Origin of the sequence: Zhongshania aliphaticivorans (assembly GCF_902705855.1) — a bacterium.
Lineage (GTDB): Bacteria > Pseudomonadota > Gammaproteobacteria > Pseudomonadales > Spongiibacteraceae > Spongiibacter > Spongiibacter aliphaticivorans_B.
On sequence record NZ_CACSIJ010000001.1, the window covers coordinates 339,474 to 354,908 of the forward strand.

The window sequence follows — 15,435 nt, forward strand, 5'->3', positions numbered from 1 at the left end:
CTGCGGAGATTTTTCATGTCAGTTCTGTCACGCCAGTTCCTACTCGCCTTGAGCCTGCTCGCTTTGGCATTTACTAGTTTTGCCGCACCGCAAACATCAAGCAGCAACGACAAACACGCAGTAGCCGTTCACTATACCGACATGGCTCACGCTATTTTCGGCGACGCAGAAAAAAGCGCACTCGCCTTGCAGGCAAAGATAAATGATTTTTTAAATGCTCCAAGTGCAGAAGGACTCATCGCGGCACAAGAAGCATGGAAAACTGCGCGCAAAGCCTACCAGCAAAGTGAAGTTTTCCGCTTTGGTAATTCGATTGTGGACGACTGGGAAGGACAGCTTAACAACTGGCCACTAGACGAAGGTTTGATCGACTACGTCTCCGACGATTACTTCTTCGCCCTTGGCAATATTGGCGGCGATATTAATATTATTGCCAATCCCAGTATCAACCTCGGCACCGAAGTGGTCGACACCAGTACGATTAACGCCGAGCTACTTCGCAGCTTACACGAGCTCGGAGGCTCCGCCGCCAACGTCACCACCGGCTACCACGCCATTGAATTTTTGCTATGGGGACAAGACCTCAACGGCCAGCAGCTTGGCGCAGGCGAACGCCCCTACACAGATTATTTAACAAACGATAAATGCACCCATGAAAACTGCGATCGACGGGCCGACTATCTGCGCGCCGCCACCGAGGTCTTAGTCCAAGACCTGCAATATATGACGAAGCAGTGGGCGCCTAACATCGACGACAACTACCGTGCCGAACTACTCGCATTAAACGACGATGTCATTTTAGCCCGCATGTTCTACGGCATTGGTTCTCTTTCACTGGGGGAACTCGGCGGCGAGCGCATCAAGGTCGCGCTTGAGGCGAATTCAACAGAAGACGAACACGACTGCTTTAGCGACAACACCCACTGGTCTCATTACTACAATGGCCTCGGTATCCAAAATATTTACTTAGGCAAATATCGCCGCCTTGACGGTAGCGTGCTCTCCGGCCCATCGCTTAGCGCCCTCGTCGCCAAAGCCAATGCCGACACAGACAAACAAACCCGTCAGTCACTAGACAAAACCATGACCGCGCTAACAGTATTAACCAAAGCCGCTGAAACAAAAGACAAGCCCATGAAATTCGACATGATGATTGCCGAAGGCAATAAGCGTGGCGAAGCGATTCTGAGTAACATCTTGAGCGCACTGGTTGTGCAAACCCGCAGTATTGAACAGGCCGCCGCCGCGCTCAATATCGACCCAACCGCAACTGGCCTATAAACCTTGTATTTAGTGGGCACTCAGCATGGCAACCCCCTGCGCTTGCTGAGCCCGCTACTCGCCGCGCTAGCGGTCTTGCTCAGCGCATGTGAAGCCAAACAAATCGACAGCATCAGCCTTCGTCAGACAAGTGATTCACCACCGCTAATTCTTAGCAATCAATCCGGCGGCGCGTTCACTATTTCAAATCGCAGCCAAGGGAGCTTGCAAGCGCCCCAGCCAAAACTTAGCGGCGAACAGCAATTGGCTTGGGCGGTAGGAAAAAGCTTTGCCACACAGGCTTGGGTAACGTCCCCCTCCAGCACCACCGCCAGAGACGGCCTCGGCCCCTTATTCAATGCTAATAGCTGCACGGGCTGCCATGTTCGCAACGGGCAAGGTGAACTACCTGAAAAAGGCCTCGGCACCATATTGCGACTCCCAGCCCCCTCCCCACTTTATGGCGAGCAATTGCAAGACATGGCCGTTCCAGGTTTTAAACCTGAGGGACAAATTACGTGGCAGACAATTAACAGCAGCCACACAGATGCACAGGGAAACCAACACCAACTGCAACGCCGCCAATTTAGCGTCGACAACACCGCAGCCTCTGTGTCGGCAAGGCTGGCGCCCGCCTTGATCGGTATGGGCTTGCTAGACAATATCAGTGACGCAGACATTCTTGCGAACAGTGATCCCGACGATAAAAATCGCGACGGCATCTCTGGTCGCGCCAATATCCGCAGCGCGACGCAAGACGGCACAATGCGCATTGGCCGCTTTGGCTGGAAGGCGAGTCAGAGCAGCTTGCACGAACAAATTGCCCTCGCCTTTCATCAAGACATGGGCATAAGCTCCAGCCTTCACTCGCCACAAAATTGCGCTGGTGACAATTGCCAAGCTTATTCCACGGCAAATACTGATTTAGAAATTAGCGACAAATTACTTAACGCAGTAACAAATTACATTGCCAATTTAGCCGTGCCTGCCGCAGCACACGATGCACAAAGTCAGCAGGGTTTTAAGATTTTTGAACAACTCGCTTGCGCGGCTTGCCATACCCCAAGGTTTCAAACAAGGCTGCCGTCTATTCAATTAGTTAGCACCGACAGCGCAAAAAAATCAAATGCGGCAACACGGTATACCGAAACCATTTTCCCCTTTAGCGATCTACTTTTACACGATATGGGCGCGGCCTTGGCAGACCAAAACCCGACAGATGAAACCCCCGCCAATGAATGGCGTACCGCGCCACTTTGGGGGCTTGGCATTCGCGCTAGAAATCCCGACAATACTCGGCTACTTCACGACGGTCGGGCACGGTCGATCACCGAAGCAATTCTTTGGCACGGTGGCGAAGCCGAACACAGCAAAATCCGCTTTACTCAACTTTCACATCAAGAGCGCACTACGCTCCTATATTTTTTAAAGGCACTTTAATGATTTCTGCAGTGATGAATTTAATCCGCCGCGGTCACACTAGCCGCACATTAATATTGGCCTGCAGCTTCGCGGCAGTCACCGCATGTAGCCCACCGCCACCCAGTGCCAAACTACTTAAAGAAACCGGCGAGCTAAGTTTTATCAGCAACTATCAAGACTTCAGCGTGAGTAGCCAACAACTCGCAGACGCCAGCGCAGACTTTTGCCAAACACCAGATCAAGCGGCGAAATTTGATACCCTGCATACCAAATGGAAACAGGCCACCATTGATTGGGCCGCCATTCAAAATATTCAGTTTGGCCCGCTAATGGTCGACAACCAAGCGTGGAAAATTCAATTCTGGCCAGACAAGAAAAACCTCATTGCCCGCAAAGTCGAAACCTTACTTAAAGACGGCAAGCCCATCACCTTGCAACGCGTAGACGAGGCCAGCGTCGTAGTACAGGGATTGTCGTCGCTGGAGTATCAATTATTTGACAGCAAAGCGGGATCTCAACAACGCTACACCGGCGAAGCGGGCGTACGTCGCTGCGAGTTATTAACAGCGGTTAGCACTCATCTGCAAAACGTCGCTGAGGGCTTGTATAACAGCTGGCGTAAAGATGGCGGCAACTACCTTGCAACCTTTAGTGAAACCGGCGAAAACAACCCCGAGTTTTCAGACGATAATCTCGCCATCGGTTATCTATTAGACACGCTTGTCTCCGGCATTGAATTAATCAAACGGGACAAATTAGAACGGCCCCTCGCAATAAGCAGTAGCGCAAATAACGAGGCCCAAGGCAGCGCGCCACAAACGCAGGTATACCAACTTGAATGGTGGCGCAGCCAATATTCAAAAGAAGCGATCATTGCAAACTTGAGTGCCCTCGAAGATATATTCAATGCCAATACAGGCTACGGTCTGGACGATTATTTGCGGGAAGACAAACAGCAAGCCGCCCTCAGCGACAAAATTAATGAGGGATTTAAACGCTGCATCGTGGCGGCATCGGCCATTGATGGCAGCTTGTTTGATATTGCAAACAAGCCCGAGCATCGCCAAGTAATTCTCGATTTTCACCGCGAACTCAGCCAGCTACTCGCCCTATTAAGAAATGATTTACCCACAGCGCTAGGTGTCAGCTTAGGCTTTAATTCCAAAGACGGCGACTAGCAGCAACGGCGGTATTGGTATGCAAAGACGTCAATTTTTAATAAGCTCCGGCGCCCTGCTCTGCGCGCCGAGTTCTCTATTTGCAAGCTCCCCAGCGAATGAGCAAGCAAGTGCCGAGTTTAGCCCTGTGCTGTCTGCGGCAACCGAACCAAGTGGCAACCGTATTGGTGTTTGGCGAGATTCCGGCTGGCAATATTCCCAGCCGATTTCCCATCGCGGCCACGACAGCCTCTATCATCGCCGGCGGAAAGAATTACTCTTTTTCTCCCGACGCCCCGGTCGCGAACTCTACATTATCAGCACCGAAACCGGCGAATTACAGCACACAAAAATCAGTGAAAACGGCTACCACTATTACGGTCACGGCTGCCTAAGCGTGGACGGCCGCTATCTTTATACCACGGAAAATCATGTTGATAATGATGGCGCGGGCTGCATTGGGATCTACGACTGCGAAGACAATTACCGCTGCCTTGGACATATGGATTGCGAGGGAATCGGCCCCCACGAACTGGCCTTAATGCCCGACGGCAAAACCCTAGCCATCGCCATCGGCGGTATAAAAACGCTGCCAGCCAGCGGACGTAAAACATTAAACCCCGACACCTTGGCACCGGGCCTGCACTACCTCGACTTAGAATCGCAGCGGATTGTAGAAAAAGTAGCTGCTCCCCACTTCCAGCTCAGCCTGCGCCATTTAGACGTTGGTAGTGACGGCAGTGTTTTGATTGGCGCCCAGTTTCAAGGCCGCCTACCTTCCGAGCAAGCGCTGGTCTATTTCCACCGCCGGGGCGAAACATTAAAGGCAATGAGCACCGATGAACTGCCTTTGCGCTTTAAACACGACTATATTGCCAGTGTCTGTATTGATGACCACAATACATGGGCGGTAACAAGCTGCCCCCGCGACAATTTAGTCTGTCTATGGAATATGCAAAACCAATCACTGTCACAGGTATGGTCGCTCCGTGACTGTGCTGGCGCTATTTATGATGCCGCCTATCAGCAGTTCATTTTAAGTAATGGCGACGGTCAACTGCTTGCGCTAAAACCCGGCAACAGCAAATTAAAGCTGCTTGCCTATAGTGCCGGCACCCAATGGGACAACCATCTAAGCCTGCTCGTTTAAGCCCCGACAAGGTAGCTGGAGAATATATGAAACGCAGAACACTGTTAAAAACGGGTGCCGCAGGTTTTGCCGGCGCCTGCTTTCCTACGCTGAGCTTAGCGATGGGCTCTGCAGACGAAGCAAGCAAGGCAGAGTACGACTACATTCTTACCGCAGAACCGGCAAAAGCGCGTATCGCCAAGGGCGGCGACAGCGACATTCTCGGTTTTAACGGCCAGTTTCCGGCACCCGTTATTCGCGCCAAACAGGGGAAACTACTGCGTGTTTTATTCATTAATAAACTGGATGAAGCCACCACTGTTCACTGGCATGGCATCCGCATCAAAAACAGCATGGACGGCGTACCCCATCTAACTCAGCCGCCTGTAGAAGCTGGCGAAAGCTTCCTCTATGAATTTACCTGCCCCGACGCGGGGACCTTCTGGTATCACCCCCACATGAATAGCGTGGAGCAGCTCGGCAAAGGACTGGTCGGCGCACTGATTGTTGAAGAAGAAACACCGCAGGACTATCACGACGTTGTAATAGGGTTAAAAGATTGGCGCCTCAAAAATGATGGCAGCTATCTACCCCTATCCATTCCCCGCGAAGCCTTTCGCGATGGAACCCTCGGCACCATAGCCACCGTCAACGGCCTACAAAAGCCTACGATAGAAGTACCCGCTGGCGAGCGCCTGCGTCTGCGCTTTTTAAACATGGACAACACTCGGGTATTTAACCTGAGCATGCGAGACAGCGCCGCCCAAATTATTGCCATAGACGGCAGCCCGATTGATAAACCCGTGCCACTAGATGTTCACCCCACTGGGGCTGGTATGCGTCTTGATGTAGGCTTTATATGCCCAAGCGAAATCGCAAAAGAAATTCCGATTTACGATATGAAGGGACGCTTTGGTGTTGAAATTTGCCGACTAAAAACCGTCGCACCAGCGAAAAAAATCAGCAATAAGACCGGTATTCCCGCCCTGCCAGTCAACCCTATCCCTGCCCCCCAATTAGCCTCGGCGGAATCTCTAAGCTTTGTTTTTGAGTGGGCCGGTGCATTATCACCCAGCGATGCTCAAGGCCAAGTAGACCACAACTTCTGGTTGATAAACCGCCGCGCATGGAGTGACCACAGCCACCAACATTTACCTGAACCGCTGGCGGTCTTGAGCCTTGGCAAAACGTATATTTTCGAACTCCACAACGCCACACCGCATCACCACCCCATCCACTTGCACGGATTGATCTTCACCGTATTGGAGTCAGACAAAAAGACCATTACCCCCTTCCACACCGACACAATTTTGCTGGAGAAAAATGAGCGCGCAAAAATAGCCTTCGTCGCCGACAACCCTGGCAAGTGGATGTTTCACTGCCACGTCATCGAACACATGAAAACCGGCCTAATGGGCTATATCACCATCGCTTAAATTTTCATGGCACGGCGCCGGTATTGGCGCCCATCTTTGCTAGAAATTTGATGCTGTAAGCTGTCATCTAAAACACGATTGCTATGCCAGCTTACGCTTAAAAAACCGCTATTACCGCAGCTCAACTTAATACGCTTCTAGCAGTAAGCCCACGCTTAGAAATCTCAAATCAGGCAGAGTTCTCATCTTCAGCAAGCGCAGTACCTGCCGACAATTGCTCTTGTTGATTTTTCCAGCAATACAGTATGTTGCTGGCTACACCTAATAATATAGACGCTTCAGCCACCGAGTAGCCCTGATCACGAATCAAAGCAACGGCTTCTTCTTTAAATTCTTTATAGTACTGCTTGTAAATGCGTTTCTGCCCCATGATGACACTCCAATAATTGACGGATATTGTCTCTTATTAAAGCATCCGGTTCATTCAAGCAGAACACAGGCGCTAGGCATTTGATGAGGCTCCCCACACATCAACTGATGACGAATCATAAAATTCAAATGTTTTAAAGGGGTGGGATTTACGCCACCTTTCAACTTTATTAATTATAACCTGATTGTGCGGCTCTAATGGAGACCCAAATAAACCGATAAACATTTTTAGATTTCTATTATTCTGATTTATAAAATCAAAGACATGATCATCTTCATCTCGGATAGAGTGACCGAATATAAATAAGTATCCCGTAATACTTTTCAGCGAAGAGAACGTTCGCGATAAATATCCATTCTTCTTTATTCTGGCCAACTTGTGATCAGTCGAGCCTTCCGAGATAAATACAGGAAATCTGTCTTGATCAATTGCCTGCTTTACTTGCTCAGCTAAGGGCACACCTAGATTCGCATAAGACAGTTTTTCTATATCTGATCCATCACTAAATATATGCATTGCTCCATGAATATAATATGTGCTTTGACCACTTTCTCGTCCGATTTCCCAGTGTAGGGAGGTATCCCTTTCTTCGTCTGGAACGTACTCATCGGAGTGCGGGTAACGAAAGCCATCATCACATGGCAGCTTCAGCTCTTTATCGTCGTTAAAATGCATTAAGACCCAATATAGAATTAGATCGTAATTGAATGTGTAGGTTTTGCCTTTTTCGAAATTTAGGAGAAACTTGCGGCAACTTTCATATTGATGGTCGGTGATTTCTGAGGGTTTAGGAGGGTGGGATTTTGAGATTACATGTATCAAGGTTCTCTTAAGTTCCTCGATATCCTCGTGTATATACTCTGTTATTCCCTCGGATGAGTCATAATGCTGCACTATATCAACAGCCTCTAGCAGGCGCCTCATAACAAATTCAAAGTCATGAGTATCTATAGCATCGAAAAGCATATTGATGCGTTCTGATTCAATATTTTCAGCGAGTCGCTTGTAGTTAAATATTGAAGGAAATAGTGAAACGCTAAAACCATTTCCCAGCATCAAGTGCTTTTTGGCTGTTCCTGCTTGAGCCATACAGTCTTCAAAGGTTCTAAGTTGTGTCACTAGTTACATTCCTTGTGATGGTGATCGATAAGCGCAATGCTGATGAACCATATAACAGCTTTATTCAAAAGACCCAGGCCACATATCACTTTGGCCCCTTATCACGGAACGGGCTTTTAGCTTGTTTAGAAATTTCTAGGGAGTTTAATGAGGTAGCCATCTCGCTATTGACGAGCGCCGGTCAAACGAAGACTAATTCCCTTTATTTCTGCCAAGCATTCCTTCCCCTGATCATATCGCGTAATTTTGAAATTACAACGAGTTCGGTGAGTCACCATTGTATTTATGGGAGCTACTATCTTGTTCACTTATCTCTACGACGCAAAAACAGTGACTGAGCAATTATGGCGCTTCAGCCATGGTATAAGTGAATTCGTGGCCATGTTATGCGCGGGGAAGTCGAGTCTATACCGCTGAAAAAAACAACTCACCCATAAAAAAGCCCCGCGATGGCGAGGCTATTTGTATTACTCAATGTCGATTAGCGCGGAAACATATCGCTTTACGAAACGGTATTTTTTATCGGTACAACCTTGGCGTCATCCGCTACTGCGCCATTTACCTTAGCGCTTGCTGAGGCCTTTGCCGATGAGGCGCTTTTGGCTTTTCTGGCAACCGGCTTTTTAACGGCTTGGGTCACCGCCGGTTTTTTTGCACTTGCCGAGCGAGCCGATGACGAGGCGGCTTTTTTTGCGGTGCTAGCTTTAGCAGCACTACGTTTGGCAGGAGCCGAAGCCGGCTTGGCGGCGCTGCCTGTATTAGCGCTATTTTTTGCCGCGGCAAGTAATTCATCAAAAGACTGTTCTATGCATTCACGGTAAAACGCGGGATCAGGCATGGCGTTACGATCACCAAGAATCGACATGGTCATAATACCGTTGGAACTGAATATCAGATGGAATAAACCCACGCCTGGCGTAAGCAAGCCCAAACCGTAGTAACGCACCATTTGCGCGCCAGCGGAATACAGCGGGAAGTTTGGTCCCGCGACATTTGATACAACAGAACTGATACCCAGCGGTAAATGACGAGTTAAACCATTGTTCACATAGCTACTAACTAATGAGGTAGTAATGGCTGGCGACATCACCCCCGCCAAACGCAGCACGTCCACCAGCGGCGAGTTCTCGCCGTATATTTTGGCTTCTTGAGAGCTTTTATACACGGCGGCAAGGCGCTCTAAAGGATCGGCAATATTGGTATGCAATTCGACAAAAACGGAGCCCACCTGATTGTTTTCGTCGGTCATACCACGGCGGGTACGCATATCCAGCGGAATAGAAACTGACAGGCTTTCGTCGGGCAATTCATTGTGATGTGCCAAGTAGCGCCGCAAACCACCGGCGATCACACTTAGCACCACGTCATTAATTTTAACCTTGGCGGCATCTTTTAAAAACTTAACATCGGCCAGCTCAAATTCAGCAGCTTCAAAAACGCGGTAAGGGCCGACTGGGGTGTTAAAACGGGTTCGAGGCGATTTAATAGACGGAATGGGGATTTTCTTCTGCGCCATTCCCACCGCCATTTTGCCTAAATCACGCAGCACGCTAACACCGCCGGTCAACATTTTAACGCTGTTTTTAATGTTGTTTACCGCCGCAGAACCGGCTAAATACATCGTCCCGGGGGCTACATCCACGGTAACCACATCTGGCGCCTGCGGCACCGCGGCAGGGTCTGNTTCTAAATCATGAATAACCGACATAATCGAAGAGCCGCCGGCCCCATCCACAAGGGAATGGTGCATTTTGGTGTAGATCGCAAAACCACCTTTGGGCACGCCGGGGATATTGTCTAAGCCCTCAATGATATAGGCCTCCCACAAAGGGCGATTCATATCTAAAGGTCGCGCGTGAAGACGGGCAACCAATATACAAAGCTGACGCCAGTCACCTGGCTGCGGCAGTGCAATATGCCGAATATGAAATTCAACATCGAAATTGGCGTCTTCTACCCAGTAGGGTCTGTCCACATTACCGGGAACTCTGAGCAATCTTGATCTAAATATAGTGTGCTTTAGCAAGCGGCGTTCAAAATTGGCAATCACGCCCTTGAAGCGCACAAAGCCTCCGGGTGCTGTCGACGGATCATAAATACCTAAACCGCCAACATGTTGGGGAGTATTCGGATGCTCTAGGTTAATAAATGCGGTATCCAGAACGCCTAGCTGCTTCATGCAATAATTCCTCTTATTATCATCACCCCTACGCCGTTCAGGCCGAACGGCCCAGCGGACGGGCACATTAAGCATAGTACATCAATTCGCGAGGGATCAAAGTAGCATGTAGGACAAATATCCACGATACTAACATTCAGATCAATCTTTATCTAAATCGAGTAATCGCTAAATTTCAAAATCCGCTTTCCGTTTCACCTGGCAAAAATACTGCCGAAAACAATCTCACAAGGAAGTGTTAAAATGCAGATAATTAAATTATACAGTTCACTTAAGCCCGCATTTCAATTTGGCTCCGCACTAACCGTTATCTCAGCAATTATCACGGATGTCCTTGCCCCCATATCCATGTTAGGCATATGGGTCGCAGTCAGCTTCTTTATTACGGGCATTCTTCTTGTTATAAAAGCTTTCATATACCCATCATTATGGCGTGATAGCTCCCATTTTTTTGCCGAGTTACTCAATTTTCCATTAGCCATCTGCTTTTTCTTAGCCACCGCTATTACCGCATACCAATTTGGAACCTATCAAAACCCGGAATTCCAAAACGGCTATCTTTCTAACAAAATCGCTTTAATTGATGCGCTGCAAGAACAATTAGGAATTTCAGAGAAAATTCTGAAAGTACAACAAGATCAACTGGAGGTTCAACGTCAAGGAGTAGTGAAACTTGGTGAGATAAAGGGAGTAAACGAACAACAACTTTTCTCTCAACGTGAAGGTGTCACTCAATTAGTGGAAATAAAAGATGCCGTCTCAAATTTAGATTTGTCGCTATACAATCTTTCAGAGGCGGCGAAGATTGGTGATGTAAAATACCTAGAGCAATGGGATGCATCCGGTCATTCATTGAATAACATCCATAAAAAGCTAATGCCCGTCACGCCGTCAATTCTTATGGATGCAATTCAGAATAACATGGATCAAATAACTCCTATTTTAGCCTTTCTTGAACAGAAGGGAGCACTTAAAGCTGACACTCTTTTCGACCCTGAGGCGCCTTATGTTAAGAATTTAGGAATCATATGGCAGAACGCTATAATGAAATCATCTTCGATCGAGGACGCGGCAAAATCTTCTAAAACTTACACTGAATTCTATGAATATGTTCTTTCGACATACGGCATTGAAGTGAGTGGCGTAACTGAGCAGGAATATTCTGACTTTAAAAATGGAAAAAAATACAGCTTAGATCTATACGGAAATTCACAAGGTGGGAGAGTATCTCTGCTAACCTTCGCAAAAGTAGTTAGAAACGACGATGCTATAAAGTTTCTTAACAAGTACCCTACTAATAAAAGCGAGTACATAATTATGCAAGGTAACAAAATTCGGCTAGATGGCGATTACCTCAGACTGCACCAGATGTAAAAGTCTCGATCTGATCTGATATATCTTCTTGAAAAATAGAGCGTTATTCATTTTGATAATGATGTCGAATCTTAAATCAAAACAAAAAGATAATTCAAATGTAATAGACGCGGCAAAGAGATTCTGTGCGCCAGAACCTCTTGTGACGCAATACTAACTATTGGGGATTTTCTGTGCGGGATTTACGCTGGCGAGCTGGCGGCGGCGCGCCAACATGTTCTTCATTGCGCAGGCGCGCAAGTTCAACTTGCTTTTGGCGGTCACGAAAACGCTTTTTTTGATCTTCAGTCACTACGTCAAAGCAGGCTGGGCAGGTCACCCCCTCCTCGTAGAATTCGCTCTGTTTGTCTAGGGCATTGATAGGCCGCCGACAGCCGTGGCACAAATCGTGTTGCCCCGTCACCAAGCCGTGCGTTACCGAGACGCGGTTATCAAACACAAAGCACTCACCCTGCCATAAACTCTCTTGCTCAGGGACTTCCTCTAAATACTTTAAGATGCCGCCTTCTAGGTGATAAACCTCGTCGAAGCCTTCGCGCTTCATAAACGCAGAGGCTTTTTCACAGCGAATACCACCAGTGCAAAACATCGCCACTTTTTTGTGTTTCTGAGGATCGTAATGCTCGCGAACGTATTCAGGAAACTCTCTAAAACTAGTAGTTTTGGGATCGATTGCGCCGCGGAAACTGCCAATTTCAACCTCATAGTCATTGCGGGTATCAATCAATAGCACCTCTGGATCAGAAATTAACGCATTCCAATCTGCAGGTTTCACATAGCTGCCAACCACTTCATTGGGATCGATACCATCGACCCCCATGGTGACTATTTCTTTTTTGAGCTTTACCTTCATACGGTAAAAGGGCTGCTCTTTATCAAAGGATTCTTTGTGGCTCAAATCCGCTAAGCGCTTGTCTGCCCTCAAATAATTAAGCACGGTGTCAACGCCTTCGCGAGAACCGGCAATAGTGCCATTCACCCCTTCAGCCGCCAGTAACAAGGTGCCTTTTACGCTGGCAGCAAGACAAACCTCTAATAAGGGCTCGCGCAATTCGTGATAATCAGGAAGGCTGACAAATTTATACAAGGCCGCAACGACAAACTGATCCATTTTCTTTAACCCTGCTCCTTTTTGCTACCGCCTAAGCAGTTTGGCGACGCCGGTGCGGGGGCGGCTCTGTTTTGCCATTCTTCTGGGGTATAGGTGTGCATGGCAAGAGCATGAACGGGGCCGGCCAATTCCTCAGCCAACAATTGATACACACTCTGCTGGCGTGCCACCTTACGTTTAGTGCTGAAGGCTTCGGCAACAATAACAAGCTTAAAATGAGTTTCAGAATTCGCCGGTACGCTGTGCATATGACTTTCGTTAACCACCTCAAGATGCAGGGGGTTTAAAGCCGCCGCCAGCTTGTTGGTAATACTCTCTTGTATGACTGACATTATATGAACTCCGCAACCGCAAATCGGCGTACATTATACACGGCTCGCAGGCTTCTTTGACTTTTCTGCCGCACAACGTATTGCCGCTGCATAGGCGCGATTTGCCCACGTTACCAGCATCTCACTATCATCCAAGGCTTCGTCTGGGGTTTGGTAATAAGACAGGGCAATCTCTTTACTGCCACGCGCGTAGGTAAATGGTGGCAAACCTAGGGCTTCAAAATCACCTTGGCTGTCTTTATCTACCTTTAAGTACAAGGTATTTTCAAAAACCACGCCAAACATCAAGCCCTCTAAAAACACACCGTAACCACCAAACATTCTTCGGCCCGTCACCGGCCCAAGCCATTGCAGCTGATCCATTAAATAATTGATAAATGCCGAATCAGATGCCATTTAGCGCTCCGCTACGCTGCCAAGGCGCGTATATCTAGTTGGCTTAGTCGTTTAGCCAGAACGGTGATATCTACTGCCAACCCCCAACGCATATAGCCAACATCGCCACAGCGGTAAACCCGTACCGACAAACCGACCTGATAGCAGGCTGACTGCAAGGCCTCGGCCTGCGCCAAGGGCATAATTAGCGTGACAAACAAGGCGGAATTCACGCAGCGGATTCTCTCGCCGGCGAAAACCTTTGTGAGTAAAGCGGTCTGTGCCGTCGATGCGGACTGTAATTTTGCACGTATCTGCCGCTGCCACGTTTTGTCTGCCAACGCCTGACAACCTATCCATTGAGCAGCGCCACTTACCGTCCACGGCCCAAGGCAACAATCTAGCTCAGCCAATAGCGATGGTTCCGCCAAAACAAAACCCAAACGCAGACCTGGCAGGCCAAAAAACTTACCCACCGAGCGCAACAAGACAATCCCCGGCTCCCCCGCCAAGGCCGACACATCACTTTCAGGGTTTGCATCGGCAAAAGCCTGATCAACCACTAAGAGCCCCTGTGCCGGTAACACGCTTCGCCAGTAGCGAAGATCCTCAATCGCCAATTGATCAGCACTTGGATTATTGGGGCTAATCAGCACCATGTGCAAAATATTTTCGGTGGCAATTTGGCGCGCGATTTCCTCGCGGTCATAGCCTTCAAACAGCACTATGTCGTGACCCGCGCGCTGCCAGCGATAGCGATGTTCCTCGTAGCCCACCGCCGGCAGTAATACCCGCCCTTTCGGTGCTATATACGGTAGTTGCTGAATAACTGGCTGACTTCCTGCCGTCGCTAAAATCAACTCCGGTGCCACGCCGTAATACGACGCTGCTGCGGATTGTAACTCGGCATTAAAATACGGCAGCGTGGTGTAGCAGTCGTTCGGCGGGCTTACTAGCGGCCACGGCCAAGGGTTTATCCCTGTGGCCAAATCCAGCATCGGCAGCGTTGAGTTCGCTGCCGGTAACTGACGGGGATCACCGCCGTGGATTGGCGGCCGATAGTTGCTATCACTCAATGCAAGCCCCCAATCATTACAGCGATGACAATCCACACCATCAATAGACGGTTAATCAAGGTAATACTCCGTTCCAAATCCTCAGCCACAGGTTTTGCGCCGTCACCCAATGGCGCGCGCAATACCGTTTCGCCATGATAACTTGCGGCTCCTCCCAAGGTAATATTTAAAGCCCCCGCACCACTGGCCATAACTGAACCAGCATTGATACTTTTCCAGCGCCAGCCCTGCCCAAACCAGCAGCGGAAGCCCCGTGTAGATAGGCCGAACACACTAAAACCCAAGGCCGTGAGCTGAGCGGGAATAAAATTGAGCACATCGTCGCTGCGGGCGGCCCACCAACCAAAATAGCGATAACGGCGGTTTTTATATCCCCACATAGCGTCCAAGGTATTTGCTAAACGGTGCAATACCACCCCCGCAGGGCCAGCTAGGGCAAACCAAATCAGCGAAGCAAATAAGGCGTCACTGCTGTTTTCCAATGTGGTTTCCAGCCCGGCAGCGAGTACCTGATCTGCGTCTAGCGCGGTGGTATCGCGACTCACGATATAACTGACTTTCAATCTTGCCTGCTCTATATTTCCCTCAGCTAAAGCTGATCCAATAGGCCGAATATGTTCACACAAACTACGCCAGCCAATAGCCCAGTACAGCACCGCGCAATCGAAAACCAAGCCTATTGGCGCATAAAAAAACGACAAATAATGACTGAGAGCCCACACTAGAATGACGCATGGCAACACCACCACACTCCACGCAAGAACTCCACGCAGACGAAGCAAGCTAGGGTCTGCGTTATTAAAACCGTGTTCAATCCGTTTGGCGACATTTCCAAAACCCACCAAGGGATGCCAACGAGTGGGTTCTCCAAAAATGCGATCTAGCAGCACAACGCAAATCCAAACTACGGCGACATACATCGCGCCAGTCATCATTACTCAACTGCAGCCTTGTTGAGCTCACTCGACATTTCAAGCGCCAGCGTATTCGCAGGCAATGCGAGATTAACGATATATATGGCAGGAAAACACATAGCTGACTCAACAATAAAAGGCATACACCACACTGGCAATACAAGGCCAGAAATCTGCAGAT

The 15,435-nt window shown here is 48.8% G+C and carries 14 protein-coding genes; 6 read left to right on the forward strand and 8 right to left on the reverse strand.

The genetic code is table 11. The features are described 5' to 3' along the window. Nucleotides 1-15 precede the first annotated feature (15 nt). Genes GVJ32_RS01560 through GVJ32_RS01580 form a run of 5 tightly spaced genes read left to right on the forward strand, consistent with a single transcriptional unit; the run spans nt 16 to nt 6,404 of the window. Nucleotides 16-1,281, forward strand: a complete 1,266-nt coding sequence (locus GVJ32_RS01560; protein WP_159238294.1) for an imelysin family protein — start codon at nt 16-18, stop codon at nt 1,279-1,281. A 12-nt stretch (nt 1,282-1,293) separates the two neighbouring features. Continuing rightward, complete coding sequence (locus tag GVJ32_RS01565) at nt 1,294-2,700, forward strand: di-heme oxidoredictase family protein (protein ID WP_235035026.1); 1,407 nt, start codon at nt 1,294-1,296, stop codon at nt 2,698-2,700. Continuing rightward, entirely contained in the window at nt 2,700-3,860 is a 1,161-nt protein-coding gene (locus tag GVJ32_RS01570) for an imelysin family protein (protein WP_159238296.1), read from the forward strand. Before GVJ32_RS01565 ends, GVJ32_RS01570 begins: the two co-directional genes overlap by 1 nt. A gap of 19 nt (nt 3,861-3,879) precedes the next feature. Further along, nucleotides 3,880-4,989: a DUF1513 domain-containing protein gene (locus GVJ32_RS01575; RefSeq protein ID WP_159238297.1), complete on the forward strand. Its 1,110-nt coding sequence runs from the start codon at nt 3,880-3,882 to the stop codon at nt 4,987-4,989. Nucleotides 4,990-5,015: 26 nt separating this feature from the next. Then, the gene (locus tag GVJ32_RS01580) at nt 5,016-6,404 is read left to right on the forward strand and encodes a multicopper oxidase family protein (RefSeq protein ID WP_159238298.1); all 1,389 of its coding nucleotides are present in this window, start codon (nt 5,016-5,018) and stop codon (nt 6,402-6,404) included. A gap of 169 nt (nt 6,405-6,573) precedes the next feature. Here the strand turns inward: GVJ32_RS01580 and GVJ32_RS01585 are convergent, their stop codons facing one another. The 3 genes from GVJ32_RS01585 to GVJ32_RS01595 all read right to left on the reverse strand — a co-directional run bounded on the left by GVJ32_RS01585 (nt 6,574) and on the right by GVJ32_RS01595 (nt 10,147). Then, a complete protein-coding gene (locus GVJ32_RS01585; protein ID WP_159238299.1) occupies nt 6,574-6,774 on the reverse strand; it encodes a transposase in 201 nt (66 codons plus the stop codon). A 72-nt stretch (nt 6,775-6,846) separates the two neighbouring features. Continuing rightward, complete coding sequence (locus GVJ32_RS01590) at nt 6,847-7,893, reverse strand: DUF4917 family protein (protein WP_159238300.1); 1,047 nt, start codon at nt 7,891-7,893, stop codon at nt 6,847-6,849. A gap of 502 nt (nt 7,894-8,395) precedes the next feature. Next, nucleotides 8,396-10,147: a WS/DGAT/MGAT family O-acyltransferase gene (locus GVJ32_RS01595; protein WP_435808054.1), complete on the reverse strand. Its 1,752-nt coding sequence runs from the start codon at nt 10,145-10,147 to the stop codon at nt 8,396-8,398. A gap of 168 nt (nt 10,148-10,315) precedes the next feature. On the opposite strand from GVJ32_RS01595, the gene GVJ32_RS01600 reads away from it, so the two are divergent. Next, complete coding sequence (locus GVJ32_RS01600) at nt 10,316-11,446, forward strand: hypothetical protein (RefSeq protein ID WP_159238302.1); 1,131 nt, start codon at nt 10,316-10,318, stop codon at nt 11,444-11,446. Nucleotides 11,447-11,603: 157 nt separating this feature from the next. On the opposite strand, the gene GVJ32_RS01605 is transcribed toward GVJ32_RS01600, so the two are convergent. Genes GVJ32_RS01605 through cbiB form a run of 5 tightly spaced genes read right to left on the reverse strand, consistent with a single transcriptional unit; the run spans nt 11,604 to nt 15,275 of the window. Further along, nucleotides 11,604-12,557 carry a rhodanese-related sulfurtransferase gene (locus GVJ32_RS01605; protein WP_159238303.1) on the reverse strand — a complete coding sequence of 318 codons (954 nt, stop codon included), beginning with the start codon at nt 12,555-12,557 and terminating at the stop codon, nt 11,604-11,606. 5 nt (nt 12,558-12,562) lie between these two features. Then, nucleotides 12,563-12,889, reverse strand: a complete 327-nt coding sequence (locus GVJ32_RS01610) for a BolA family protein (protein ID WP_159238304.1) — start codon at nt 12,887-12,889, stop codon at nt 12,563-12,565. Nucleotides 12,890-12,922: 33 nt separating this feature from the next. Continuing rightward, the gene (locus tag GVJ32_RS01615) at nt 12,923-13,285 is read right to left on the reverse strand and encodes a TfoX/Sxy family protein (RefSeq protein WP_159238305.1); all 363 of its coding nucleotides are present in this window, start codon (nt 13,283-13,285) and stop codon (nt 12,923-12,925) included. An 11-nt stretch (nt 13,286-13,296) separates the two neighbouring features. Further along, nucleotides 13,297-14,340, reverse strand: coding sequence for an aminotransferase class I/II-fold pyridoxal phosphate-dependent enzyme (locus GVJ32_RS01620; RefSeq protein WP_159238306.1), 1,044 nt, complete (start codon nt 14,338-14,340; stop codon nt 13,297-13,299). Beyond that, nucleotides 14,337-15,275 (reverse strand): adenosylcobinamide-phosphate synthase CbiB, encoded by a 939-nt coding sequence (gene cbiB, locus GVJ32_RS01625; protein ID WP_200841296.1) that lies wholly within the window; start codon nt 15,273-15,275, stop codon nt 14,337-14,339. Before cbiB ends, GVJ32_RS01620 begins: the two co-directional genes overlap by 4 nt. Nucleotides 15,276-15,435: the final 160 nt, after the last annotated feature.

What these genes read in the sequence shown, in the direction of transcription:
- GVJ32_RS01560 (WP_159238294.1), top strand. Translation starts at nt 16, where the DNA reads ATGTCAGTTCTGTCACGCCAGTTCCTACTCGCCTTGAGCCTGCTCGCT.
- GVJ32_RS01570 (WP_159238296.1), top strand. Translation starts at nt 2,700, where the DNA reads ATGATTTCTGCAGTGATGAATTTAATCCGCCGCGGTCACACTAGCCGC.
- GVJ32_RS01575 (WP_159238297.1), top strand. Translation starts at nt 3,880, where the DNA reads ATGCAAAGACGTCAATTTTTAATAAGCTCCGGCGCCCTGCTCTGCGCG.
- GVJ32_RS01580 (WP_159238298.1), top strand. Translation starts at nt 5,016, where the DNA reads ATGAAACGCAGAACACTGTTAAAAACGGGTGCCGCAGGTTTTGCCGGC.
- GVJ32_RS01585 (WP_159238299.1), bottom strand. Translation starts at nt 6,774, where the DNA reads ATGGGGCAGAAACGCATTTACAAGCAGTACTATAAAGAATTTAAAGAA.
- GVJ32_RS01600 (WP_159238302.1), top strand. Translation starts at nt 10,316, where the DNA reads ATGCAGATAATTAAATTATACAGTTCACTTAAGCCCGCATTTCAATTT.
- GVJ32_RS01605 (WP_159238303.1), bottom strand. Translation starts at nt 12,557, where the DNA reads ATGGATCAGTTTGTCGTTGCGGCCTTGTATAAATTTGTCAGCCTTCCT.
- GVJ32_RS01610 (WP_159238304.1), bottom strand. Translation starts at nt 12,889, where the DNA reads ATGTCAGTCATACAAGAGAGTATTACCAACAAGCTGGCGGCGGCTTTA.
- GVJ32_RS01615 (WP_159238305.1), bottom strand. Translation starts at nt 13,285, where the DNA reads ATGGCATCTGATTCGGCATTTATCAATTATTTAATGGATCAGCTGCAA.
- cbiB (WP_200841296.1), bottom strand. Translation starts at nt 15,275, where the DNA reads ATGATGACTGGCGCGATGTATGTCGCCGTAGTTTGGATTTGCGTTGTG.